Annotated in this window: 18 protein-coding genes and 4 pseudogenes; 10 read left to right on the forward strand and 12 right to left on the reverse strand. The window is 66.1% G+C overall.

Annotated features, from left to right (window positions below):
- Positions 1–488 precede the first annotated feature (488 nt).
- The 5 genes from OG776_RS05025 to OG776_RS05045 form a co-directional block, all read right to left on the reverse strand.
- A complete protein-coding gene (locus OG776_RS05025) occupies positions 489–659 on the reverse strand; it encodes a hypothetical protein (protein WP_187285850.1) in 171 nt (56 codons plus the stop codon).
- A gap of 993 nt (positions 660–1652) precedes the next feature.
- Positions 1653–1808, reverse strand: coding sequence for a hypothetical protein (locus OG776_RS05030; RefSeq protein WP_329319158.1), 156 nt, complete (start codon positions 1806–1808; stop codon positions 1653–1655).
- 324 nt (positions 1809–2132) lie between these two features.
- A complete protein-coding gene (locus OG776_RS05035) occupies positions 2133–2888 on the reverse strand; it encodes a class I SAM-dependent methyltransferase (protein ID WP_148012129.1) in 756 nt (251 codons plus the stop codon).
- Between the two features lie 378 nt (positions 2889–3266).
- Positions 3267–3434: a hypothetical protein gene (locus OG776_RS05040; protein WP_329319160.1), complete on the reverse strand. Its 168-nt coding sequence runs from the start codon at positions 3432–3434 to the stop codon at positions 3267–3269.
- Between the two features lie 40 nt (positions 3435–3474).
- Complete coding sequence (locus OG776_RS05045) at positions 3475–3873, reverse strand: helix-turn-helix domain-containing protein (protein WP_329319162.1); 399 nt, start codon at positions 3871–3873, stop codon at positions 3475–3477.
- Positions 3874–4358: 485 nt separating this feature from the next.
- On the opposite strand from OG776_RS05045, the gene OG776_RS05050 reads away from it, so the two are divergent.
- On the forward strand, positions 4359–4706 hold the full coding sequence (locus OG776_RS05050; protein ID WP_329326369.1) for a hypothetical protein: 348 nt from the start codon (positions 4359–4361) through the stop codon (positions 4704–4706).
- A gap of 142 nt (positions 4707–4848) precedes the next feature.
- Here OG776_RS05050 and OG776_RS05055 read toward each other — a convergent pair whose 3' ends face one another.
- Positions 4849–5349, reverse strand: a complete 501-nt coding sequence (locus OG776_RS05055) for a GNAT family N-acetyltransferase (protein ID WP_329323658.1) — start codon at positions 5347–5349, stop codon at positions 4849–4851.
- 55 nt (positions 5350–5404) lie between these two features.
- Between OG776_RS05055 and OG776_RS05060 the strand changes: the two genes are divergently transcribed.
- Positions 5405–5815 carry a DUF6924 domain-containing protein gene (locus OG776_RS05060; protein WP_329319165.1) on the forward strand — a complete coding sequence of 137 codons (411 nt, stop codon included), beginning with the start codon at positions 5405–5407 and terminating at the stop codon, positions 5813–5815.
- Between the two features lie 21 nt (positions 5816–5836).
- On the opposite strand, the gene OG776_RS05065 is transcribed toward OG776_RS05060, so the two are convergent.
- The 5 genes and pseudogenes from OG776_RS05065 to OG776_RS05085 form a co-directional block, all read right to left on the reverse strand.
- Entirely contained in the window at positions 5837–6958 is a 1122-nt protein-coding gene (locus OG776_RS05065; protein ID WP_329323659.1) for an IS630 family transposase, read from the reverse strand.
- 569 nt (positions 6959–7527) lie between these two features.
- The gene (locus OG776_RS05070; RefSeq protein ID WP_329319167.1) at positions 7528–9240 is read right to left on the reverse strand and encodes an enoyl-CoA hydratase-related protein; all 1713 of its coding nucleotides are present in this window, start codon (positions 9238–9240) and stop codon (positions 7528–7530) included.
- 525 nt (positions 9241–9765) lie between these two features.
- Entirely contained in the window at positions 9766–11955 is a 2190-nt protein-coding gene (locus tag OG776_RS05075; RefSeq protein ID WP_329319169.1) for a phosphocholine-specific phospholipase C, read from the reverse strand.
- 655 nt (positions 11956–12610) lie between these two features.
- Positions 12611–13145: pseudogene (locus OG776_RS05080) on the reverse strand (transposase family protein); the annotation flags it as partial.
- Positions 13146–13298: 153 nt separating this feature from the next.
- Positions 13299–14339 carry a ribosome-inactivating family protein gene (locus OG776_RS05085; protein WP_148012095.1) on the reverse strand — a complete coding sequence of 347 codons (1041 nt, stop codon included), beginning with the start codon at positions 14337–14339 and terminating at the stop codon, positions 13299–13301.
- 349 nt (positions 14340–14688) lie between these two features.
- On the opposite strand from OG776_RS05085, the pseudogene OG776_RS05090 reads away from it, so the two are divergent.
- The 3 pseudogenes from OG776_RS05090 to OG776_RS05100 form a co-directional block, all read left to right on the forward strand.
- Positions 14689–15012, forward strand: a pseudogene (locus OG776_RS05090) (transposase family protein); the annotation flags it as partial.
- Positions 15013–15325: 313 nt separating this feature from the next.
- Positions 15326–15928 (forward strand): annotated as a pseudogene (locus tag OG776_RS05095) (IS256 family transposase); the annotation flags it as partial.
- Between the two features lie 41 nt (positions 15929–15969).
- Positions 15970–16161 (forward strand): annotated as a pseudogene (locus tag OG776_RS05100) (alpha/beta fold hydrolase); the annotation flags it as partial.
- Between the two features lie 174 nt (positions 16162–16335).
- Here OG776_RS05100 and OG776_RS05105 read toward each other — a convergent pair.
- Positions 16336–16836 carry a winged helix-turn-helix transcriptional regulator gene (locus tag OG776_RS05105; RefSeq protein ID WP_148012098.1) on the reverse strand — a complete coding sequence of 167 codons (501 nt, stop codon included), beginning with the start codon at positions 16834–16836 and terminating at the stop codon, positions 16336–16338.
- A gap of 102 nt (positions 16837–16938) precedes the next feature.
- On the opposite strand from OG776_RS05105, the gene OG776_RS05110 reads away from it, so the two are divergent.
- The 5 genes from OG776_RS05110 (at position 16939) to OG776_RS05130 (ending at position 22385) form a co-directional block, all read left to right on the forward strand.
- Complete coding sequence (locus OG776_RS05110) at positions 16939–18036, forward strand: Glu/Leu/Phe/Val dehydrogenase dimerization domain-containing protein (protein WP_148012099.1); 1098 nt, start codon at positions 16939–16941, stop codon at positions 18034–18036.
- A 44-nt stretch (positions 18037–18080) separates the two neighbouring features.
- Positions 18081–18590, forward strand: a complete 510-nt coding sequence (locus tag OG776_RS05115; RefSeq protein WP_329319173.1) for a hypothetical protein — start codon at positions 18081–18083, stop codon at positions 18588–18590.
- A gap of 78 nt (positions 18591–18668) precedes the next feature.
- Positions 18669–19016: a winged helix-turn-helix transcriptional regulator gene (locus tag OG776_RS05120; protein ID WP_329319176.1), complete on the forward strand. Its 348-nt coding sequence runs from the start codon at positions 18669–18671 to the stop codon at positions 19014–19016.
- A 728-nt stretch (positions 19017–19744) separates the two neighbouring features.
- Positions 19745–20644, forward strand: a complete 900-nt coding sequence (locus OG776_RS05125) for a YceI family protein (protein WP_148012102.1) — start codon at positions 19745–19747, stop codon at positions 20642–20644.
- A gap of 1306 nt (positions 20645–21950) precedes the next feature.
- Complete coding sequence (locus tag OG776_RS05130) at positions 21951–22385, forward strand: hypothetical protein (protein ID WP_148012103.1); 435 nt, start codon at positions 21951–21953, stop codon at positions 22383–22385.
- Positions 22386–22504: the final 119 nt, after the last annotated feature.

Here is a 22504-nt window from a genome sequence, read left to right on the forward strand (position 1 = left end):
GCAACTTCCCGGGTTGTCGAGCACCGGCTCGTGGCGCGGCGGTGCGGATGCGCGACGACGACCTGCGCAAATGCTCCCGCCGGGGTGACGCACCGGTGCAGTACGGGCCCCGGCTGACCGGGTGGTGGTATATCTGCACCCCGTCCGCTCGCTTCAGCTCCTCCATGAGCCGGAGATGGCCGAGGGCCGGGTCGAAGACGTCGCCGGTGCCGGTGCCGGGCCCGGAGTACAGCACCCACACCACCAGGCCCCCGGCCTGGCGCGACAGCTGTTTGAGACGGGGGGTGTGAAGCGGGCGATGGTGTGGTGCCGGTCCGCTCGGTCACCGTTTTCCGATCGACAACAACGCCCTCGAAGCCGGGTTCTCCCGGCGGGCGAATCGCAGGATCCATCAGCAGTGGCCGCGGCCTCTTCCTCGCCGAGCAAAACCACCGGTGCGTCGAGGCGTCTCCGACGACTTCGGCGACGCCCCGCAGTGGTTTGCCTTCCTACGCGGCCGCGTGCGGGACGGCACCCGCGACGGCCGACTCGGTCTCGTGCCTGATCCCGGCCACCACCGCGCGCACGTAGAACGGACCGCCCGCGAACGAGACCGGTCCCGCCCCGACCACCGGCGCCAGACACATCGCGGAGGTCGGATCGGTCCGCCAGTCGCCCACGACACACCACCTCACCGCTGCGCCAGAACTGACCCGATCACGCCCGAGCGGACCGACAGCTGTACCGACGGACTGCCCTCGTACCGTGTGGCGAGCACAAGACCTGCCCTTCTGGCGCAGAAGACGGACCCGTGATCGTCAGACCCTCCCGTTCGAAGCCGGACGCAAAACGACAAGCTGAGATGTGCTCTGACAACGCGTGGCGGAGTACGGCCCGCGCGAAGCGACTGCTCCCTCGCCCGCGGGGAGCAACAGCCCTTCCCCGTCCCGAGCGAGGAGGAAGGCCGGCGCGCCCTCCACTGTGCGGAATTGAGCTCCACTCAGAATCCGGGAGCGGGGAGAAACCCCGGCCACCACGGGGGTACGCCGCTGGGGCATTCATACGTGTCACCGCTCCAGAAAAGGGAGACGGCACACCAGCACAGGCCAAGAAGGACCACCGCGAGAGCGAGTGCGTGAAGACGAGGCCGTTTCCCCAGAAGAACGCCCAGCAGCACCCAACTCAGGACCAGCAGAACCCAAAGGAGAGGAACGAAGAGGACGATGAGGAAGGTACTGTTAGCCGCATAGTTGATGCCACCGCCACAGGCGCCCAGTGCTCTACCGAGAAGCAGTGCGGCGAGCAGGGCGAGAGCAAGCCCCGCCATCGTGCCGAGACATCCGTGCAATCGTCGTTCACCCATGCATACCCCGCAGAATCATCGAGTATCTCAGCCACCGGATCCGCCACGTTCCCCGCCCGGCGGACATGCCCTGGCCTGCCATTAGCCCGCCCATGCCAAAAGAGTCGGCAAGAACGCCCAGTGCCGACTTGCCCCACCACCGGCCACCGACCTTCGCAGGCTCTGGGGACGCCCACCGAACCGAACGAGCTCACGCCCGCCCGCGTCGTAGAGTGTTGATCAACCTGCACGCGAAGACCGGTTCCCCGACCGGTGCACCCAAACCATTCCGCTTGGCCCAGGAGGCCTGCAGCCTGGAAACCGCCATCGTCTACAACGCCAGGCGCGCACCGAAGTCCTCATCATCGGTGAGCAGCAGAAACCCCAACGTGCTGCCCATCCCGCGCTCCAGCGCCTCCGGCACGAACGCCGGCCACCGCGACTCCTCCTCCGTGAAGTCCCCGATCCGGAAAACCCGTTCGCGCACACCATGACGAGCCGCGTCCAAACAGGCCCCTGCCCCAGTCGCTGTTGGAGGCCGTCCAGACCCGTCACGAGGTGCTCGGTCGGAGCCAGCGTCTCCACCTCCCCACCACTGACGATGAGGATCCCCGCGGCATCACAGCCCGCCACCAATTCCACCGCGCTGCCCGTGATGTGCTCCAGCGTCGCATCCACCGACGGCTGCGCCGGCAGATCACGCGCCATCGTCGCCATTCCCTGCCCGAACCGATGCCACCCGCACCGATGAGAGAACGCCGGCGTCCTGCGAGCAACCGCGCGGTCCGGCCAGAGGCTGAGAGTCCGGTGCTCATACCTTGCTCGCGACCACCATGTAGTTCTCGGCCTCAAGATCGAACGTGCTCAGTTCCGTCTGGAGTCCGACCCGGTGCAACTCGACCTCGAGTTCCTCGTACCGGTAGGGCCAGCAGGACAGCAGTTCCGAGCGGACAAGAACCAACCCGGTCCCATCAACTTGCGCGATCGCAATCTCGATGTGGTGCTCCTCCTCCCAATGCGGCGCAATCTCCCAGCGGTAGACCACGACGGCATCGCGACCGTTCCGGCGGACGAGTCGGTCACTGATCTCCAGCCGGGAACCTCTGGCCCTCACGAGTTCCCAAGTGCGGGACGTGAGTACCAAGCGCCCGCCGGGACGCAGGAGCCGTGACATCGACTCCAGAGCAACACCCCTGCCTGTCGCGCCCCTGGCATGGTGAAGCGAGTTACCAACGCAGAACACCATGTCGAACGTGTTGTCCTGGAAATGGTCGGGCAACTCTTCCCAGTTCGCCCGTACGGCCCGCACGGACGCCCCGAACTCCTCAGACAACTCCGCAGTCCGACGAACCATCGCCTCGCTGGCGTCAGTTGCGACAACCTGCATGCCACGACCGGCAAGGCCAACCGCCAACTGTCCGGTTCCGCACGAACAGTCGAGGACGCGAGCGTGCGACGGCAGGAGATCGAGGACGTCGTCGAACGACGCAGCGAACTCGGCTGGAGGCAACTTTGCATCCGAGATGAGCCATTCGTACACCTCGGCGAGCACGTCATAACCTGTCACATCCACTACCTCCGTCACGCGGCAGACTCACGGTAGGACGTCAGTCCAACAGCGGAGCAAGCCGGGCACCAATGGTTTTCGCAAGGATGGCTCTGACGGTTTTTGTCGGTTGTCAGTTGTCCGTCCGAGTGGATGTCACCGACCCTCCGGCTGAATCAACGCACCGTTCCCCCGGCACACCCTGATCACACCGACATCTCCCACCGGCACTGCCTGGCCGAGCGGATCCGCCCGGAGAAGTGTGGAGAGCGAGCTCGGGCCTTGGGGATCGGGAAGATGTGCTGAAGTCGTGAGGCCCGCGCCCACCGGCATGGCTGAGCCCCGACAGCTCATTCGGAGGGAAGCAAGCGATGGTTCAGAGAAGCGTGCGTCCGATGCTCACTCCTCCGCGCCGAGCCGTCCCAGCGAGGTCGCCAGCTCGAGATCCGCGACCACATGCTCGATCGGATCGCCGAAGCCCAGCGAGAAGGCCGGCATGGCGAGGTCGACGGCCTGGAGATCAGCCTGGCCGACGCAGAGGAGAGCTGACCCAGCTCGATGCCGCACTCAAACCCTCGGTAGTCCACCTGGGCCTGCCCACCTTCGGTCAGATCGCCGGGCGGTCCAATACCCTCTGATCGTCCGCCTCGGTGGCGGGGAATCCTGGCCGAGACCCGAGCAAGGACTGTTCGCCTTCGTCGATCAAGCGGCGCGCCGCCAGCAGTCCTGACTGCTCGACCTGTCCAGTGACAGGACTGGAGTCCGGCGGCGGCTCGCGATCCGTCGGCTCGTGCGCAGTGCTCGGGATGCTGCCCGGTACCCAGCCGAGAACCTCCTCGAAACGGCGGGCCGCGAAGGGAACGGGCGGGCGTCCGCGATCACTCTCGTGAAGCCTGATGGTCGCCTGACTCAACTGTGTGCGACGTGCGAGCTCGCTCACGGAAATGCCCCGGGCTTCCCGGAACTCCATGAGAGCTTTCGCCAGCCGCTCGGATTCATCGCTCATGGCCAGAGCATTCCGCATCACGCACCCTCAGGTTCGGAGAATGTCAACGTGCCGACCCACGCCCGCCACCGGGACCACTCGGTGCGCTTCCACCAGGTGCACCTTCAACAACACACCTATGGAAGATCGTTGAGAGTATGTTCCACTACCACGCCGAAAGCTTTGCCCGCGTCGCCCCGCAGCAGATGGTGGCTACGTTCACGCGGGTCGAGATCGAGCGAGCACGGCGCACCGTTGGTCTCACCTGACGGAACGTCGCTCTCCGAAATAGGTCGGAGTCAGGGTCTCAGAACAGTGGATCCTCCGACCGCAGGCGTGTCGTCGCTACCAGCGGTGCCGGGAGGCTCGAAGGTTGGTACACGGCCAAGGCCTCCCAGACGCGTGCGAGGTCGATGAGATAGCGAGCAAGGTCGTAAAGGTTCTTACCATCGTACTGCTGGAGGACGGGCCACGGCTTCCTCGGTGTGGCCGGCGCCAGCAAGGAGATGGGCGATGTGCCCCGCCGCGTGCCAGGTGGTGCCTTCGGGGTGGGCTCGGGCCCGCCTGACCGCCTCATCGACCCCGCCGCAGGCTGCCGTCAGCGGCAGCCGCATCCGCGACAATTCCCATTCTTCTTTCCGCTCGCGCTGGGCGGCGAGGGCGTCGAGGTGTGCCAGGCCTTCGGCAGGCCGATCCTGGTCGGGGCACAATTCGGACAGAGTGTGGATCACAAATTCGTCATCGTTCCGGGCCTCAGTCTGTGCGCGCATCACGGCGATCGCCTCGTCGCCGCGACCGTGCCGAGCCACAAGCTGCGCGAGTCCCGACCCCAACTGTTATCAGTGCACGATTGATTCGTGAAAATCAGGCGATGTGAAGTGGCTCCACAGAGCGGTTTGATCTGAGACCGCAGGACGGTGTCGGTGGGGTGTCCCGGCAGGCGGTTGATCAGAACTGAGCGCTCAATGGCGGCGCTCGCCGCGAGACTGGGAAGGCTCAGTCGCTTCGGATGCGGGCGTGCAGATGCATGTCGTGTCGGCCGTCGTCATGCACGGCGGCGCTTCGCTTGGTGCCTTCCAGGAGGTAGCCGGACTTGGTAGCGACCCTGCAGGAGGCGTGGTTGCGGGTGGAGTGGTCCAGCTCCAGCCGGTGGAAGCCGATCTCGTTCAGGGCCCAGGCCGTGAGCGCCCCGAGGCCGTACGAGGCCACTTTGGCCCCGCGGGCGGCCGGGAGCACCCAGTAGGCCGCGCCGGCTACGCCGTCGTCTAAATCCAGTCCGCGTAGTGCAATCCGGCCGAGTACCTCGTCACCGTCGCGGGTGATCGCCCAGTGGCCGCCCTTCTCTTGTTTCCAGTCCTGGCGGTATGCGTCGAACCATTCCCGGGCCACATCGACCCGTGGCCCGGGCACGCTGTTTGCAATTCGTTCGGCATGGCGATCACTATGGAGAGGCCCAGCAGAGCGGCCGCGAGACGGGCGGCGGGGGCTGTCGGAGATGTCACGCTAGTGCTGTGACCGGATTGGTTCACCGGGTTGGCGGTACTGTCCGCGCATGAATCAGCTCCCCTGCACTCTGGAAGCCCTCGTTGTGCGCACCGATTTCTCGGCAGACGGTGCCTGGGACGCTCTGCGGGTGGCGCTGTTTTCGCCCAGCAAGGACGGCTTCTTGGCCAACGTCGCAGTCGTCGATGACCGGAGGTACGAGGGTTTGACGTCCGACCAGGCCCTCGACCTGATCCCCGCGGAGTACCAGCATCCGCTTCTTGTCTTAGCGGACTGTGTAGCCCTCGCCTCGGCTGAACGGCCGCTCCTCGTGCTGGACCTGCAGGGTGAGCGTGGGTGTGGTGTCCGCGTTGTGGCAGCCCAGCTGTGGAGCATTGAGAACAACCTCTCGGGCGCGAACATGGACTTCGAGGAGTTCGCCGGCGCCGTCGACGAGGACGGCGTCTTTCGGGGCTTCTGAGTCACTGGCCGTTGGGCGGTGTCAGGCCGCGGCGGCGAGGGGGCGTCCGCCCCAGCGGACGCCCTTCTCGCTGCGGACGCGGGCGCGTTCCTTGCGTTCTGCGGCCAGGACGTCGCGGTGGCGTGCGTTGGCGTTGCGCCACCGCAGGTAGGCGTGCAGGGCCCGGGTCTGCACGGTGTGGTTGGGGTGGTGGGAGTTGGCGAGGGTGAACTGCCGCAGTGGTCCGAAGTGGGCTTCGATCGGGTTGGCCCAGGAGGCGTAGGTCGGGGTGAAGCACAGTTCGGCCTTGTGTTTCCTGGCCCAGCGGCGGATGTCGGCGCCTTTGTGGGCGGACAGGTTGTCCAGGATCACGTAGATCGGGGCGCCGTCGGGTCGGGCGGCGCGGATCGACTTCAGTGCGGCCAGCGTGTTGGCGGCGCCCTTCCTGCGGCGGTTGACGCCCCACAGGGTGTCGTCGCCGACCGAGTAGCAGCCGTGGAAGTACCGCACTCCGTGGGTGCGGTGGTAGGTGGCCGGCACCCGGTCGGGCCTGGTCTGCGTGGCCCAGCAGCTGCCGCCGGTGGGTCGGATCCCGAGGGGGCCCGACTCGTCGAAGGCGAAGACCCGGTCCGGGAAGCGGTCAAGGACCTCCTCGATCCGGTCCAGCTTCGCCTCGCGCTCGGGGTCCGGGGATTCCTTCCATGTCCTGGTGCGCTGAAAGGTGACACCGCGGCGGGCGAGCAGGCCGCGTAACGCCTCACGGCCGATGTAAATCACCCGGCCGTGGATTTTCCGTAGGTAGGCGACGAGTTTGCGCAGTGACCAGCGGGTGAAGGGCTGGCCGAGTTTGGTGGGGCGGGTGGTGGCCGTCCGGATGACGAAGTCCTCGTCGTCAGGGCTGAGTCGGCGGGGACGGCCTCCCGCCCACCGAGGGTCCAGGCAGGCCAGGCCGATCTCGTTGAAGCAGTGGACCACATCTCGGACGGTGTCCTCGTCGGCCTGCACCAGCTGGGCGATCACCGGTACCCGGTTCCCACCGGCCGAGGCCAGCAGCATCATCGCGCGCCGATAGCGCACTGAGTTGGTGCTTCCCCGGCGCACGATCTGCCGCAGCTTCTGCCCCTCCTGACCGGTCAGTCTGCGCACACGGACGGGCTCGGCCACCGCGCCTCCAGCGGTCGGATTGGACATCACCCCCCATCCAACCGCCACGACCACCGACCCGGTGAACCTATGCGGTCAGAGCACTAGCAGCGCGGGATCCCTGGAGATCGTCGTGTGGGGCCGGTGCCGGCGCCTGCAGGCGGACGAGGGCAGGCTCTCGCCGCGGTGCAGGGCGCAGAGAACGGGTGCTGCGCGCCCGCAGAGTCTCTTGGACGGGCAGCACACACGTGCAGCAGCTGCCCTGCACGGCCGGTGCCGGGCCGGGAGGGGGCGGTCTGTGAAGGCGGCTGGAGAACCGCTGTACTGGTTCGTGCTCTCCGTTCACCTCGGTCTCGCCCGCTTCGACGGTGGTGTCGCAGAAGACGACACTGCAAGGCGCCGGGAATGACCGCACGGAGTCTGACAGTTCTCTTCGGATTTGCTGAGCGAACGACGGGCGATCGAGGCTCGTTCTGCGACGGCGACGAACGAGTCCAATACTGATGTCGAGGCGGGCGGTCCTATTGAGGTCGCGCGGGTGAGGACGTTGCGGAGAGGTTTTCTGGCGGTGGTCGTCGGCGGATGAGGTGTCATCCAAGATCGGCGGGCCTGGTGAGTGGGAAGGGCGAATGGCTTGGGGTCTTGCGAACGAAGGCGGAGCGCAAGTCATGGTAGGGCGCGCGGGGGTTGAAGAAAATGGCGTGCATACGGGCAAGTTCGGCATTTCGATGATCTGAGAGGGAACGTGTGCGTTCCCTCGCGCAGTGTGCGACGGCCTTGGCGGCGATTCGCCGGTCCAGTCCAGGATCGGCGACGATCTCGACGGCGAGTCGCTCGATCTCGGCAGTGAACTCCTGCGGTGCGGCTGGTACAAGCCGGTCCACAAGGCCGAGCCGTTCGGCGTCGACCGCGCTGACCGGCAGGGCCTCGGCGGTGAGTCGCTCTGCGTGTCCGGGGCCGACCCGCCGGGGCAGTGTGTACGTCCAGTACTCGGAGCCGTACAGGCCCATGCGTCGATAGTGCGGGTTCAGGACGATGCCGGTGCGGCACCAGACCTCGTCTGCGGCGAGGGCGAGCATGGCGCCGCCGGCAGCAGCGTTCCCGCCGACGGCGGCAACCACGAGCCGGTCGGTGGTGAGCAGGATCTGTTCGACGAGGTCGTCCATGGCGTTGAGGTTGGCCCAGGACTCTCGGCCTGGATCGGGGGCGGCTTCGATGACATTCAGATGGATGCCGTTGGAGAAGAAGTCTCGCTTGCCGCCGAGGACGAGGACGCGGGTCGGGCGGGAGAGCGCAAACCGGTAAGCGGCGAGCAGTCGCCGGCACTGCTGGGTGCTCATTGCGCCGCCGGGAAAGGAGAAGGTCAGGAAGCCGACACCGCCGTGTTGGTTGTAACGGATGTCGCTCCATGTGCGCCGGCTGGCCGGCACGTCGAAGGGAAGGACGGCTTGCGGCAGTGCGGTCCGGGTGCCTGCGGTGAAGCTGGCCAGAACAGACGTGGCCGGACGGCGAAAGGGAGCGGGATCGCCCGAGTTCTTGCGAGGCCGGAGCTCGGGGATCCAGACCGCGCCGTCCCTGGTGGCCCGGCAGATGGCACCGGCGCGCTGGGCGAGAAGTGCACCAGGGCGACCGCGCAGCTGGTCTTCCGGATACCCTCCGTGGAGGAACACCTCCCGGCCGACGAGTTGATCCAGCACGCCCGGCTGCGAATCGGCGGCGCGAAGCTTGTGCACCACCGTCTCGGTGTCATCATGATGCCAGTCGATACGGCGCCGCTCCTGCCGGAAGGCATCGCGCCAGACAACGTTCACCGAGGCGTCTGTCTGCGGCAGGGGCTTGTAAGTGCCTTCTGTGAAGCGTCGTACCGCCACAAGGACGGCTCTTACCGCAGCGTCAGTGACCTCACCCCGGTACAGGTCGCTCTTGCCGACGGGTGGCACTCGGAAGCGCTCGGCGGCCCAGATCGCGCCCGCATCCATCGCCGCTCCCGCCTGCAGCACAGTCACACCCGAGTACGGCGTTCGCGCGTCCACGGCCCAGTCCAGCGCGGACGGACCCCGGTCGCCGGGCGGACCCGGGTGGACGATCAAACACGTGTGCTCCTGCCATACGTCCTCGGGAAGCGCCGTCTTCAGCATCGGCGCGACGATCAGCCCGGGCCGCATAACGTGTAGAGCAGCGCGGACCGGGGCCGGGCCATGAGTGGCGAGCACGACCTCCACACGGTGTCCGTGCCCTGACAATTCGACGTACAGACGCTGCGAAAGGCTGTTGAACGCGCTGGCTACGAGCAAGATGTCCACGGCACCGCATCTTCGCGGGCTTTGGCGTGAACAGCGAAGAAGCACGGCCGTCTCGTGTCCGCCAGGCCAGCTCGTTACCGGTAGTTCGTTAAATCCGGAGGTAGAGGTCAATGCCCTGTCCGGTGGTGACTGCGTCAGCCGCGTACCCCTCCAATGGACCGGCGCGGGCGGACACGGACAGTGAGCAGTCATCTTCAGCCCCGACGGAACAGTTGACTCCTCCGACCGGCCTACGACCGACCCGAACTACCGTCAACCCACCTCACCACCGGATTAACGAACTACCGGTATATTTGAACTCCCCCTGCCCACGCCTTGCCCAGGCGACCCTCGCTGCACGCCTCGCCGATCCGACGAAGCCGCTGCTGTGGTTCACGGCGGGGTCTGGTTCGTAGCAGCGCCGGTTTCGGGCTGAGTGGCCGTCCCTGCGCCCTGAACAGGGCGCAGGGACGGCCCTCCCCTCGGAGTTGAGCCCGCAAGGGCGCGACGGCCCGGCGGGCGGTTCAGCTGCCGTCGGCTCGGGGGTCAGCCGGTGATGCTGGGCTTGCCAGTCTCGAGGTGGCCGGTAAAGCGCTGGGACCACGAGGAGTCGCTGTCGACCGTGACGGTCACGTCGTACCAGCCCTCGCTGAGCTTCACCGCGTCGACCGTCCAGGTCTCCTTGTCGTGCGGGGCGACGTGCGCCCGGTGCGGGGCGCCGGAGATGTAGTGGTTGTGGCGGACGGTGAAGGTCACCGGTTTCTTGCCGTCGTTGCGCAGGGTGAGGAGCAACTTCGGGTGGCCGTTGGCCTTACCCGCGTAGTAGGCCGCCTCGACGACCAGGTCCCTGCCCGCGGCGGCGGTGTCGCCGGCGAAGCGGCGCAGGAAACGGTTCGGGCCCGTGACCGTCAGGTCGTAGGCGGTGTCGCCGGCGCCGGCGCCGACGGGGCCGGTGCCGGTGCCCGTGTGCTTGGCGGCCACGGTGTACTGGCCCGGAAAGGCGGCCGGGTACTGGGCGAGCGTCGGGACGGCCGTCAGCGTGTTGTCGTAGACGGCGAAGTGGGCCGCCTTGGTGGCGAACGGCGCCTCGTTGGCGAACTCCAGCATCGCCGCACCGCCTGCGAAACCGGTCAGGTTGGCGTTGGGCTGGTAGGGCAGCGGGCGGGCCGGCTTGCTTCCCTTCTCCTGGGCGGGCATCGTGTTGTCGCCCGGTAGCGGGGTGTAGCGGGTCTCCGGGATCAGGTCCCCGGTCTTGGGCAGCTCGGGCATCCCGTAGACGGGCTTGGCGAAGTCGAAGGCGCCGGTGAGGTCACCGCACACCTTGCGGCGCCACGCGCTGATGTTGGGGGAGACGGCGGGCTTGCCGAGCGCGCCGGTCCACTTCTCCACGAACTGGATGACCGACGTATGGTCGGAGACCTCCGAGGTCACCCAGCCGCCGCGGGTCCAGGGCGAGATGAGGATGAGGGGCACCCGGAAGCCGAGGCCGACCGGCAACGGCTCGGTCACGCCGTACTCGGCCATGGTGCCCGCGACGAACTCGTCGCCCTCGCCCGGCGCCGGGACCGGCGGGGCGACGTGGTCGAACTGGCCGTCGTTCTCGTCGTAGTTGAGGATCACCAGCGTCGAGTTGAAGACCTCGGGGTCGGCGTTGAGGGCCTCCAGGACGCCACGCAGGAAGTATGCGCCGTTGCTCGGGGCGGTGACCGGGTGCTCCGAGAAGAACTGGTTGTTGACGACCCAGCTGACCTCGGGCAGCGTGCCGTTCAGTACGTCGGCGCGGATCGCGGCGTTGATGTTGTCGGCGTTGCCGGCGAGGCCGGTGGCCGGCTCGGGGACGTTCTTGACACCGTTGTCGTAGTAGACGTTGCCCGGGGCTGCCGTGCCGCCCTGTGACGGGTCGAGCTTGGCGAAGGTGTCGAAGTACTCCGCGCCGTTGTCGCCGTAGTCGTCGTCGCACTGGTAGACGCGCCAGCTGACGCCCGCCTTCTGCAGCGTCTCGGCGTAGGACTCCCACGGCAGGAACTTGCCGCGCTCGTCACCGCCGTCGTTGGCCGTGAACGTGCCGTGCTTCTTGTCCGCGTTGATCGTGCCGCCCCACAGGAAGGTGCGGTTCGGGCCCGTCGCGCTGAGCACGGAGCAGTGGTAGGCGTCGCCGACCGTGTAGGCGTCGGCGAGGGCGGAGTGGAACGGCAGGTCCTTGCGGTCCAGGTAACCGAGAGTGGTCGGGCCGCCCTTGGCGTAGTACCAGCCGTTCATCAGGCCGCCGTACCAGGCGCCGTGCTGGTCGGTCCAGCCGTGGCTGGTGCCGGGGTAGTTGGCCGCGCCGAGCTCTGCGCTCGGCGGTGTGTTGCCGCTCCAGGACTTGGCGCCGCTCAGCCGCCACGGGAACTGCGTCTCCGCGCCCACCGCGATCGTCTTCGGCTGCTCCCAGACGGACTTGCCACCGGGCAACTGGATCGTGGCGCGGTCACCGAAGCCGCGCACGCCCTTCATGGAGCCGAAGTAGTGGTCGAAGCTGCGGTTCTCCTGCATGATCACCACGACGTGTTTGATGTCGCGGAGGTCGCCGTACGTGTGGCCGCCGTGGCCGTGCTCGGGCTCGTGGCCCTTGCCCGGCTTGAGGCCCTCCTCGGACGCCGCACCGGCGACGCCGGGGGTGGCGGCACCCAGGGCGGCCGCACCGGTGACGGTGACGGCGGCGCCCAGGAGTTTTCTGCGGGAAAGAGCGGACATTCTCGGTTCCTTCGTGTCGGGGGCCATCCCGACAGTGATCCGGCTTTGCTGCCAGAAGGAGTCCGGGACCCGACGCGCAAGTAGCCGGAAACCCAAGATCCCGGTCCGCCCGGCGGTGCGTGTCCCGCCCCGCAGACCGGGGCGGGACACGCGTCCGACCTGCTCTTACGCCCCTCGCTCAGCAACTCCGTGACCAGCTCACGCCGCGCAGGCCTCAGGACCGGATCGACGCACTCGATCGTGCGGCCGTCCACGGCGCCGGGGTAGCCGTCCCGTACGGGGTCCGAGACGCTCGGCGGGGCGCACAGCCCGGCCTCGGCCAGCGCCTCCAGGTGCTCCGCGTCCGGCAGCGTGGCGGTGTCCAGGACGGCCTGCCGGGCCAGCCCCGCGAAGCTGCCGGACCGAGTCACCTCGATACACATGGCTGCTGCTCACACCTCCTGTGGCTGGCCCGACTGCTGCCGGAGCAGGCCTGCGGCCCCCGCTCGCGTCACACTGACCTCCTGCCAGGCGGCCTGTACCGCGCGGCCCTTCTCGCCCTTCCCCTAGCACACCGTCGCCGCGGCGACGGTGCCCGCCGCGACATTGGCGAACTGCGCCTGAGCCGACAAGCGGCTGCCGGTCAGCGTGTCGTACCAGACCTGCCCCGGCTTTCGCCCGCACCGATGTAGGCCATGTCGGCGAGGATCGGGACGCCTTGGCGCGCAGATCCGGAGGATCTTGTGGGTGCGGGCGGCCGTCAGATCGTGGGTCCGGCCCGGCAGTGCCGGCGACAGCCACAGAATCTCGCCGGCCGGGTCCGTGACGAACTGCACGTTCACCCCGTGCCGCTTGTGTTTCGAGGAGTAGTCGGCCCTGCCGTCGCCGACGCGGTCACACTCTGCGAGTGTGCCGTCCGGGAGGACGAAGTCCGGTTCGTGCACGCGCAGCGTCTTCAGCAGGCCCGGCGCCTGCTCGGCGAGCAGACCGGTGACCGCGGTGACGCAGGCGTGGGCGGTGCCGACGGATATCCCGAAGGCCGCGGCGATACGGGCGAGTGTGTGGTGGCGACGCAGATACACGAGTGCGACCAGCGCACGGCGGTGCGGCGGGAGTTTGCACCGCCGGTCACCCTCACGGGCGACGATGAGCATCGTGACCCACTCGACCAGGGCGTGAGGCAGGTCGAGTACGGCAGGATACGGAACCAACAGGACTCCTGTGCTGCTGAGTTGAGACGTCGAACACCTCCCTCAACGGCACGGGAGCCCTATCCGTTGCGCATCCCGACCTCACACCGCCCCGTCACCCGTCAGTGGCCCCGCTGAAAACGCTCAGTGCTACTGGGCGGGCACGGAACCGGGTTACAGTTCTGTGTGCCACCAGTCCTCGGTCGGATTGACGTAGAGAACATTCCCCAGGCCCATCCTGAGATAGCGTGTCGCGTCACTGGCATTGTTCAGGGTGCCGACGTGGGGGCCGACGTAAACCGGTGAGAACCCCTGGTTGGCGTACGCCTGGTTCAGGGACTGTGAAATCGCCCTCCAGTGGTTTTCAAGTTCCTGCTGAGCCGCCGGGATTCCCACATTTTGAGTACCAGCCATCACGCCTCTCATGCCACCTTCCACATCGTTGAAGCGGGACGCTTCGGAAGTGTATTGGATCATGAAAAGCAGTGAACGAGCCATGGTCGATCCGTAGATGTCTCCTGAATTCACGTACAAGAGGTTCCAGACCGAGTTATTCAGTCCGTATGAGCCATAGAAGCTCTCATCCATCTGCGACCTGTCGTACGGGTTGTTATTGACCTTCCCGGTGTACGACAGCAGATCGTTGTAGTCGCCACCGTAAGGAAGTTGGTGCATCGAACCCAGAGGAGGGAGCAGACCAGTGCCCGAGCCTGCCGTGTGGCTCAGGTTTTGCATGACCTCTGCCAGGTTGTACTGCTCCGTGGAATCCGGCCTGAAGTAGTACGTTTCGTTGGCCTCATTGGTGAATCCGCGAAGATACAGGTTGTGGGGGGAAATCCAAAGCCTCAGACTGTTCCCATTCACGTTGATGTCCGCCCGGATGAGCGAGGTCGACGCATTCTGCGTTGTGTACACCGAGCCCAGACCATGACCCGCAGCATTCCGAATGCTGGCCAGAAACGTAGAGTACTGGATGACAGCGTTGCTGCTGGGCCCTCCGCTAATATCTATCCACAGGTGAGAGATTTGACCACCTGGCGTGTCCGCTTTGGCCGGCCCCGCCGAAAAGGCAAAGGCTGTTGCAGCCAAAATGAGGGCCACAATCGAAGTGAGCAGCCTGTTGGTTCTGCCGTGACCCAGCACTGGGAGTGGCGATTGGGTTAGCATGTTACTCCTTTTCATCAGATGGAAGTAAGCCAGGCGAGGCAGTGCCATGGATTCCTTCCGGATAATTCTCCAGGCGCCTGATGGATCGTGTCCGTGTCAGAGAAATGGCCGCCTCGAAGGGCACCACGAGACTCGTCGCGGACTTGCGCAGGCCCACAGCAGCGAGTGTACACATCTAGATTATGATCATCATCCAGAGTGACGACCCTCACCAGGGGCGCGCCCCACCCCGGGCATCATCGGATAGTGCACCCCCCGAACCGGGGCCCGGGACACCTAAGCGGACCTCCGGGGCCCGCTGTCATCCGCCTGAAAATCGTGGTCGGGGCCGTGGTCGGGGTATCCGTAGGGTGCTCAGGTGTGGCGCTTGGACAACGCCGCCGGAAGGTCCTGGAGACTGCCGGGCCGGACCCACGATCTGACGGCCGCCCGCACCCACAAGATCCTCCGGATATGCGCGCGCCAAGGCGTCCCGATCCTCGCCGACATGGCTTACATCGGTGCGGGCGACCGGGCCACCACCGCCGAGCGCCGCCCACCAGGCGGCGAACTCACCCTCACCGAGCGGGCCATGAACCGGGCCGTGTCCGCGGGCCGGGCACCCGTCGAACGAGGCATGGCACGGCTGAAGTCCGGGCAGATCTTCCGCAGATCCCGCGTCAGCCCCAACCGCATGAGCGTCATCACCAAAGCCGTCCTCACCCTGGAGAAGCGACGCTGAAAATGCTCAGTGACACCACCGATGCCCCTTCCGCCGACCGCCTACGCTCCAAACCGACCAACCACCTGGTCTCGGAAGGGCATGCGCGCACGCCGCACGTGGAGGAGGCCATGCGGACCGCGTCCAGCCACCTCTTCGTCCCGAGCTCCCCCGACCAAGGCAGCTCCTACGGGACCGCCGCGACGCCGCAGTTACACGGGAGACGGCGCAGGCCGTGCTCGAACGCCGGCACATGGAGTGGTGGACCGCCGGCACACTCGACGGCCAACTGTTCAGCTACCAGAGCCTCGACTTCCCGGGCTGACACCCGCCGGGCGCCGAGCACTGGATGTACATCCTCACCGAGATCAAGAATCGTGGCGTGGGCGACGTGCTGATGCTGGTCTGCGACGGGCTCAAGGGTCTGCCCGAAGGGGTCGAGGCCATCTGGCCCCGCACCACCGTCCAGACCTGTGCGGTCCACCTGCTGCGGAACTCCTTCCGCTATGCCGCCCGCCAGGACTGGGACAAGATCGCGAATGCACTCAAGCCCGTCTACACCGCGGCGACCGAAGACGGCTCACTCGAGCGGTTCGCCGAGTGCGCCGACTCCTGAGGCCGAAAGTATCCGCCAATCGTGCGCCTGCTGGAGAACGCGTGGGAGGAGTTCACCCCGTTCCTCCGCTTCGACACCGAGATCCGCCGCGTCGTCTGCACCACCAACGCGATCGAGTCCGTCAACGCCAGGATCCGGCGGGCGGTCAAAGCCCGCGGTCACTTCCCCACCGAGCAGGCCGGGTTGAAGTGCGTCTACATGGCGATCATGTCTCTGGACCCCACCGGCAAGGGCCAGGCCTGCTGGACCATGCGCTGGAAGACCGCACTCAACGCCTTCGACATCACCTTCCACGGCCGGCTCTCCGCAGCACGTCAGTAACCCCAATAACCCCGGTTACATTGCTCGTTCGACAGACCCCCAGTCAGGTCCCGCTGCTTGCGGTCTGGGGTGCGGGCGACGAGATCTTCGGACCGGACGGGGCCCGGGCTTTCACCCGCGATCTGCCGGACTGGGAAGTTCACCTGCTGCCGGCTGAGCACTTCGCCTTGGAGACGCGCCTCGACGCCATCAGCGGCTACATCCACGGGTTCCTGGGCCGCGTCCTCGACTGAGATGCGGCCGGTCTTGAGGCATCCATGCGTGAAGTCATCGGAGTGTCCCGCGGCGCGCGAGGGCCGGCCGCGGCGGTCCAGAAGCTGAGCTGATCCCGCTACGACTGGAGCCGATCAACGTCGCCAGGGCTCTGCCGGGATGAGTTGCGTACCCGGGGCCGTCCGGCGGTGGGATCAGTCTGCCGTCTCACTCTGCGACAGTCCGGGGGCTGGAACGACCTCGAGTTCGCTGGGAACGAGCGTATGGCCGTCGGAGCAGGAAAGTTCCACGTGCACGGGGGCATCGCAGTCCCGGTGTCGCAAGCGAACCGGCCCGCCCTCCGTTCCCGGGGTGGCGTGGCGATCGCCCCACTCCATCAGCGCGAAGTAGGCGATCAGGAGCTCCTGGCCAGGTCCGGTCAGTTCGTAGCGGTCGCGTGTTCGCTGTCCCGGAGCCCGGTAGGGGGTCCGTCGCAGCAGTCCGACCTCGACGAGCTCTCTCAGCCGCTTAGCCGTGGCGGGTGCACTCAGAGGGGTGTGGCGGACGAAGTCGTTGAAGTAGGTCGTGCCGTAGAAGGCCTCGCGCAGCACGAACAGATTCGAGGGCGTTCCGAGTACTTCCAGGGCCCGAGCCGCGGAGCAGCGGTGTTCGCTCCAGCTGTCCCGGTCTGTCAGCGAGCCAATGAGTGCCGACATCACACCATCCCGTCTAGCGCAGCAGCAGACTTATGCTAGCTTAAGCCAGCCCTGACTTACCTACTGCTAAGTCAGCCCGTATCTGAGCTGGAGGGACTGGCCATGCCGTCACGCACTCTGGAGACCACGCTCGATCATGAGGGGTTCCTGGTCAGGCAGGGACGCCGCTCCGGGCTGCCAGTGATCATCGCCATTCACTCCACCCGCCTCGGTCCTGCCGTCGGTGGGATGCGGATCGCCCGATACGACTCCCCCGCCGACGCACTGGTGGACTGTCTCCGACTGAGCCGCGGGATGACCTACAAGGCCGCCGCGGTCCGCAACGGCACGGGCGGAGGAAAGACCGTCGTCCCGCTCCTGCCCGGGGGCCCTCAGCGACTGGACGGCCAACTCCGGGAAGCCCTGCTGCTCGATGTCGCCGAACTTGTCCACGAGCTGAACGGCGCCTACTACGTGGCCCCCGATGTCGGCACCAGCTCCGCCGACATCCAGCTCATGCGCCGCCGTACGCCCTACGTGGGCGGCTATTCCGCCACAGCCGACGGACTCGGCGCCACCACCTTCGGAACCGCCGCCGGCGTCGAGCACGCGATGAACGCAACCGCCGCACACCTGTGGGGAGCGCCCCATCTGCGGGGGCGTGACGCAGTGGTGATCGGATTCGGCGGCGTCGGACAGGAGCTCACCAAGCGCCTGCTCGCACAGGGCGCCCACGTACGGGCGGCCGACGTCGACCCCGAGCGACGCTCGGCCGTAGAAACGTCCGGAGCGCAGTGGGTAGAACTGGACGGCGCCTACACCCTTCAGACCGACATTCTGGCGCCCTGCGCCCTGGGCGGCGTTCTCACCTCCGAGCTGGTCGACTCACTGCGGTGCCGGGCGATCGTCGGCTCGGCCAACAACCAGCTGGCCCACGACACGGTGGCACAGGACCTGGCCAAGGCACGGATCACCTGGGCGCCGGACTTCGTGGCAAACGCCGGCGGGGTCATGTATGCGTCCGGCCTGGAGCTTCACCAACTCACCCCGGCTCAGTCCCTGCAGCGGCTCGCCTCGATCGAGGAAGCCACCACACGGATACTGGAGGACAGCGCGAATGAGGAAACAACCTCCCTGGCCGTCGCCTACCGTCTCGCCGAAGACGTCCTGACCGCCGCAGGAGTCCACCGATCGAACGGAAACATCCCCAGTACCACTTGATGCGATACCGAGGAACCCCGGCACGAAAGCTCCACTCTCACCCGATGGCTCTCATTGCCCTGCTCATTTCTCTTGCGATATCGGCATGTGGGATCCCCTCCACCAGTGTGGTTCAGGTGGGTGAGCCTGCGACCGGGATGGATTTGCGGAAGATTCGTGTCTACTTCTGGTCCGGCGGGAACCTGACATCACTGCCGCGACTCGTCGATATCGCAGCAAACATACAGACTGCGGTCGACTTGTTGTTCGCTGGGCCGACCGAAAACGAAGCGGCCCGGGTCTCCACAGAGCTTCCTCGACTGGCGGCCGATCCTCTGGTCTCGTCGAGCCACGACTCCGTGACGATCGCCCTGCCTGAACTGTCCGTTCCTTTGAGTCACGCTGCCATGGACCAACTGATATGCACCGCGGCGCGCGCAGAGGAAGACACCCATGCACCCCGGACTCGCGAGCGCACGATGAACCACCGACCAGGAGAAGTGAAGAAGCGGATGAGAATCCATGTCACAGGCTCAGGCTGGAGTTTGACGCAAACAACATGTCCGATGCGCTAGCGCAAAGGATCCTTGTCCATGCCCGACAGCTGGCTTGGCTACCTGATTTTCTGTCCGCGAAAGGAATGCAGTACGCACATGCCAGAGCCGGGAGCACAGGACGCAGGGCCGTGCCAGAAGGTCGACGACGGCATGGCCCGGGTCTTCGAGCTGTTCGGAAAGCGCTGGACGGGCCTGATCGTGGCCGTGCTGCTGCCGCACCCCGTCCACTTCGCCGACCTGCGCCGGGCGATCCCCGGCATCAGCGAACGGATGCTCTCCGACCGGCTCATGGAACTCGGCGCCGCGGGACTCGTCGTGCGCGACGTCGACGAAGGACCGCCGCTGCGGGTCTCGTACGGTCTGACACCGGCCGGCGCCGCCCTGGAGCCCGCGCTCAAGGAACTGGGCAGCTGGGCGAAGAAGCATCTCCGAGCTCAGAAGTGAGCCGGGCTGGGCAATATGCTCCGGGGAGCCGAAGAGCCTTTCGCCAGAAATCCCGCAATGGTGGGCCAGGCAAGGATCACCTCCTCGCTCGGCTCGGGGACACTTCCGACGCTTCCAGCTTCGTCAACAGCGCCGACTGTTTGCCGACGGCGGCCAGGCTCAGGTCAGACACCCACGTAGCGGACATCTGCGTACCAAGGCTCCCTGAATAACTGTCACCTGCGGGGCTCGCCGCCGAGGGGGGTGACAGCCTGCGCCCAGTTCTCCGCGAGCCGCAGGCGGGGGGTTCCATGAAATGCCATTTCGCTCGGTCATCGAGAAGTATGTGCAGGGATTGTCAAGAGTTCCGGATGGCGTCAGTCACTCCGATCCTCAAACTTCAAGGGCAAAACGGATTTAGTTCATTTGCCGCCGTCCAGATTCGCCGGCGTCAGCAACCGCTGCCGCGGAGGACCTCGTCCGGAGAGCAGCCAACGCGCACCCACGCACCGAGATGTGGGTCGCTGCGCGGAGCATTGGTCGGTAACGTCTGTTCGGGCTGCGGACACCAGGTGTGAGTGTCACGAACGTCAGGCTGCGTGCAGGTTGCATGCATGAGCACCTCTCTCTGTCGACCCGTTTGCATCGACCGGCGCCAAGTGATCGAATAACGTCTCAAACAGCGGCCCTTCGACGACTGGTCGAACCGTAAGGGCCGCGAAACTTCATTACACAGGGGTACATGCACTATGATCCGTCGTTTTCTGGTTCGCCCGATAACCGCGAACGCGCAAAACTCCATATCTGGACTTTCCGTGCCGTCCGGTGCAGGTCTTCTCGCGTGCCGCGTTCTCGATTCTGCGACTCGGCCGGTCAGGCACGCCGAATTCACTGTGAGCGACAGAAACGGTCATCGGGTTGTGGGTGGGGAGACCGACCCCTTCGGCATGATCTTGGCGATGGTTCCCGTTGGGGAATACCGGCTGGCTGTCTCGTCAGAAACTTTCAGCCCGTACCGGGGAAACGAGTCTGTCATAGAAGAGGGAAAGTGCACCGGGGTGAAAGATATTCTGCTCCAGGCAGCACCGTCGATCCCCTTGCCAACCCCCGGCGAATGGGAAATCGAACGAGCTCATACCCGAATTTCCTTCGCAGCCCGGCACATCGGACTGGGCCGCGTCTTCGGCCATTTCAACAACTTCTCCGGGGCGATTCGGGTCGGGGAGTCGATGGAAGAGACGGCCATGCATGTCGTTATCGACGCCGCCTCGATCGACACCAATGTAAAGATGCGTGACGAGCACCTGCGGTCCGCGGATTTCCTGGACGTGGACCAGTATCCGACCATGGATTTCTACAGCGACCGTTTCGTTCATCGCGGCGGAAACAACTGGGCGATCACCGGCGGACTCACGCTGCACGGAGTCACGCGCACGGTAACCCTTGACGCTACATACGGCGGTCTGCGCGTCGGCATGGAAGGTGAGACCCGTGCGGCAATCCGGGCCACCACCGAGCTGCACCGCGAGGACTACACGATCAACTGGCAGTCGATGCTGGCCCGCGGCATCGCAGTCGTTGGCTCCAACATCAATATCGAACTCAACGTCCAGATCGTCCCCAGGGGCACCGAGCTGGAATTCAAGTGACACCTTTTGCGTGGAGTCGGCCCGCTGTTCGCTGATCGCCCCGGCCGGAAATGTGTGCGACGTTCCGCGCGGCGTATAAACGATGCGCGGGACCGCATTGGCCGGTTCAAGGTGATACTAATGGGCCTCCGTTGGGTCTTTCTTGATCTTGTTATTGTGCGGGATTTGGTGGGAAGTGATTGCTGTCAGCTGGCACTGATCCCGGTTCAGCACCTCAGTACCGTTCCGGGTTCGGTAGAGACTTCAGATTGTGTTTGTAACCTGCGGTTTCACGTTGGTGAGGTAATAGTTGGTCTCGTATTCAGCGAGTAAAATGTGCCCTATTTCACCGTGGAGTCTGCGGTGGCAGTACCAGTCGACCCACGCGGCCGTCGCGAGTGCGACCTGGGACAGCGTCCTCCAGACTGCGACTCGGCATCACCGTGATGTAGTAACTCGCCTTCCTCATGGGGGTGTTGGTCGCGTTCGCGTTACCACAGGGCCCTCTCGGGGGGAGGTGTCCACGACGAAGGCGACGTAGACGACGCCGGCGAACGTGGTGACGTCGGTGAAGTCGGCTACCCAGCAACGGTTGGGGGCCGGGCGACGACGTCGCGGTCCAGCAGGTCCGAGGCCCGTTTCGCGCTCGCGTCGGCCACGGTGGTGATCCTTCTCCGGCCGCGGACCGCACCGTTGATCCCGAGGTCGCGCATGAGGCGCTCGACGGTTCACCGAGCCACCGTGACGTCCTGACGGTTCATGTGCCGCCAGATTTTCCGGGCGCCGTAGCCGCGGTAGTTGGCATCGCACTGCGAGCCCTGCCATGCGTCGCAGGGCCGGGACCGCGCGGTGATCGAGCACCCGCCGGGTGAGGAAGTTGCGGACTTCACTGGTCACTGACGCGCTCAGGGCTCGGGGTAGCGCGGGCGGAACGAAGCCGGCCATGCGCACGTGGCCGACCAGCGGGATCGTCCACATCGGGAAGGGCGCCCCCGACGTCAGGGTTCCTTGGCCCGCTCCCTCGACCGCCGGTCGACGTCGGCCGCGAAGCAAGACGCAGCAGCCTTCAGGATCTCGTTGGCCCGCCTGATTCCATGAAGGGGTCGAGTCATGGCACGTCCCTCTTCCTACCCCGCTGAGGTGCGCAAACGAGCGGTCCGTGGTCGCCGAGGTCCGCGATGACTATCCGAACGAGTCGGCCCGGCGGGCTGTCGGCCGGCCGGGTGCGGTCTCGGTCTTGGACCTACACCGCACCCGGAGCTGGACTACGCATGGCACAGGGTGTTCGGATGATCCCGGTGAGACGGCCCACGCGAGGAGCTCAGACATGCTTGCATTGATTCTCGGGGCGGTTTTCCTGATCGCGGGCGTATACCACGCCTTCCGGGGCACCCCGCGGATCTGGCGGGATCCCGAGCAGGCCCGCCGTATAACGGAGAACCTGACGGGCTTTCCCTTCGGACCGGAGGTGCGCCGGGGGCTGGTCAGAGGCACCGTCCTGATGACCACCAACATGTTCCTGCTCGGCGGCGGCCTGATCTGCGGCGCACTGTGGCAACAGCAAACAACGGCCAACGACGCCAACCTGTTGTGGGCCTTCATGGCCTCTGTCGGCCTGACGCTCACCTCCGTGCTGCTGGGGCTGCTGATCACGTGGTTCAACGTGCCCAAAGCGCTGGTCCCGCCGCACATGCGTGACGAGGTAGGACTGGTGACCAGGAAACTACGCGACGCGCGCCACCGCCGCTCGCACCGCAGCTGACAGCCGGACCGGAGGAACCGGCCGAGGCGGTCCGACTGCGCGCAGCGGTGGCCCGAACGGTCATCGGCGCGCCACAAACAGGGCTCGTGGTCGGGGCCTCCCCCGACGCCGCTCCGGCC

This window comes from Streptomyces sp. NBC_01689, assembly GCF_036250675.1.
Classification (GTDB): Bacteria; Actinomycetota; Actinomycetes; order Streptomycetales; family Streptomycetaceae; genus Streptomyces.